The sequence below is a fragment of the Methanobrevibacter sp. genome, assembly GCF_045541095.1.
In the GTDB taxonomy this organism is placed as follows: domain Archaea; phylum Methanobacteriota; class Methanobacteria; order Methanobacteriales; family Methanobacteriaceae; genus Methanocatella.
Genome location: NZ_JAZQIJ010000265.1, coordinates 1 through 2623, shown reverse-complemented (window position 1 = coordinate 2623; position 2623 = coordinate 1). Strand labels below are relative to the sequence as shown.

At 36.4% G+C, this 2623-nt stretch carries 3 protein-coding genes; all 3 read right to left on the bottom strand.

The window, feature by feature from the left end; genetic code table 11:
* Nucleotides 1–219: 219 nt before the first annotated feature.
* On the bottom strand, nucleotides 220–696 hold the full coding sequence (locus tag ACKI2P_RS11480) for a methylated DNA-protein cysteine methyltransferase (protein ID WP_407377696.1): 477 nt from the start codon (nucleotides 694–696) through the stop codon (nucleotides 220–222).
* Between the two features lie 111 nt (nucleotides 697–807).
* Nucleotides 808–2253: an ATP-grasp domain-containing protein gene (locus ACKI2P_RS11475; protein WP_407377694.1), complete on the bottom strand. Its 1446-nt coding sequence runs from the start codon at nucleotides 2251–2253 to the stop codon at nucleotides 808–810.
* Nucleotides 2202–2498 (bottom strand): hypothetical protein, encoded by a 297-nt coding sequence (locus tag ACKI2P_RS11470; RefSeq protein WP_407377692.1) that lies wholly within the window; start codon nucleotides 2496–2498, stop codon nucleotides 2202–2204. The genes ACKI2P_RS11475 and ACKI2P_RS11470 overlap by 52 nt, the downstream gene beginning before the upstream one ends.
* Nucleotides 2499–2623 lie beyond the last annotated feature (125 nt).

Here is a 2623-nt window from a genome sequence, read left to right as displayed (position 1 = left end):
AAAGTTGTCTTAAAAATTAAGGGTAAAACTTTTAAAGCAACAACAAACTCCAAAGGAAAAGCAATATTTAAAATCAAAAAGCTAACCAAAAGAGGAACATTTAAAGCAACGGTCTCTTTCAAAGGCAATTCATGCTACTATAAGGCAGTCAAAAAAGTCAAAATAAAAGTAAGGTAACCGGCATTTCCGGTTACTTTCATTTTTTTTTAAATATCAGGTTCATTGAACTGTTAAATCATATAATTTGTCTTCATAATCTTCAACAAAATATCTGATGTTTTTTCGTCCTCTTGTTTTGAATGTGTGGCCTTCACCTGCCAGTTTTTCCTTTTGATATTCAATTCCGCCGGGATATTTCGGATTCAATTCACCGTCCGCCTTAAGAGTTCTCCAGAAGGGTATCTGATTGTCACTTCTTTCACAGCTGGCCTGGGCTGACAGGCTGATAAATATTCCTGCTGTCATCGGACATGTAAATTCGGCTCCATGCTTTTCAGCTAAAAATTCCCTTATTTCCTTAATAGTTATTATTTTTCCTTCAGGAACTTCAGACATGATTTCATTATATTCCAATGGGGGAGCTATTAGCATCTGGCTTCCGCCATATCTTTTCACTGATTTTTCATCAGTCACTTCAACAATTTTAGGCATATCTTTAGAGTCTTGTAATTTTTCATTGAAAGATTTTCTGGCCATATTATCACCATTAAAATGTAGTTGTTATATGGGCATTTCTTATATAAATATGCTATGTTTGGCAATGCGGCAAATGAAATAAAAAAAGGGAGGCAATGAATCCGTAGGCATTCATTGTCTTTTTGATGCAATCACTGCATTTTTAATTTCAAATGGCGGTGCTTCAATTTTCAAATCTAAATTTTGGATTATGGCTTCCACTCCTTTTCTTTTGCCTGGCATATAATTATAGGTAGTTTCCGGAATAAAAATTATTCCTCCAACCTTAATAAATGAAATCAGTTTAAGAATCAGTTTCACCGCTTCCTCATCCCTCATGCTGATTAAGCTTTTATTCAAATTCAGAATGATATAATCAAAACGCCCATGCAGTCCAGGTATGCCCTCCAGATTGGTCTGTAAAATATTTATGTTTTTAATTTCCTGGTCGGATATCACTAAACCGTTTCCATATTTATCCACTGTAGTGATGATGTTTTCCATATATTCAATGATTTCATTTTCATCGATTTTTAAGTTTTCATCCTCTTCGCTGCTTAAAATCAAATCAAATGCGTTTCTCTCAACTCTTCTTAAAAATTCCAGATCCTCACTGACATAATTAGGGTTTTCATGAACCAGAAAAACCACTCCGCATGTAGTGTTTAAATCCTCAGTCTTGACAAAGAGTTCCGTTTCATTGATCGGGCGCAGTGTGGTGGAATAGTAGCTTTTGAGATTTGTAGTCATATTGACCATAGGTGCTGATTTTGCAAAAATGTCTTCGGGAGCTATGAATAATTTTATCTTTCCCTGAGCAGGCGGCCGGTACATCTGTTTTCTCTGTTCTTCAAATCTTTCAGGATTTAGATATGAATCCAGAGTGGAGTCTGTGTCATGCTGGCCGAAAATCCTGTCCAGATAAGTTGTTTCCATACTTAAGCCTGAAGGGCGGCAGTTGACTTCAATCAGTACAGGTCCGTTTTCATCTATCATGTATTCTCCATGAACAGGTCCGTATTCAATTCCTATTGCGCGGACCACGTCATATGCGTATTCTACTATTTGGGCTTCACCTAGATTTAGATTCTGAACCGAACTGATGGTGTCATAGATAATGGCTCCCTCGGATGTTTTTACCTTTTCATATTTCCACATTGAAATCAGACGGGGAATGCCTGCGCAGGAGGTTGTGTTTACAATGTATTCTTCACCGTTGATGCGTTCCTGAATTAAAAGTTCATTATTCTTTTGCCCGTATGCATTTGTCATGTTAAAACTTTCCTTTAGAGAATCAATCATTTCCTGCTTATTGGGGCATATGCGCACGCTAACAGAACAGAAACTGTAAACAGGCTTTATCACCACTTCTTTTAGTGATTCTGCTTCATAAAATTCAACTGCTTCGTCGATGGATGTTACGACCTTTCCCCTGATATGTCTGATGCCGGCTTCGGCAAGGCGTTCATGCATTTTATCTTTGAGAGTCATGGCCTCCAGATTTTCTATCGGGGTTCCTAAAAGTCCTAAATCATTTGACAATTTGGTTGAAAGGATAACTCCGCGCTCATTGCCCACACAACAAGCAATGGATTTAATTCACGAACCATTTCAAGTGTTTCACTGTATTCGTCTTTTTCATAAATCAAATCATAATCATATTCAATCCTTTCGTAATTGCTTTGCACTTTCTTTTTGTACTCTTGCGCATCCATTTCACCAGGCTGAAGTTCAAGGATAACCGGACGGTAACCTCTGTTTGCAATGTCCTCTATATAATTCACACCGGATGATATGCAATCCACTACTATAATATTTCTCATCTATATCACACAATACTGTTTTTTAACATTATTTATGTTTTTATAAAAATAATTCTTTTTTGGTTTGATTGTTCATTTTTCATAGTTAAATCAATAGGTGTCTGATTTATATTCGTTTTTTATAA

Excerpts from the sequence above, each read along its gene's own strand:
- ACKI2P_RS11480 (WP_407377696.1), bottom strand. The coding sequence starts at position 696 with ATGGCCAGAAAATCTTTCAATGAAAAATTACAAGACTCTAAAGATATG.
- ACKI2P_RS11470 (WP_407377692.1), bottom strand. The coding sequence starts at position 2,498 with ATGAGAAATATTATAGTAGTGGATTGCATATCATCCGGTGTGAATTAT.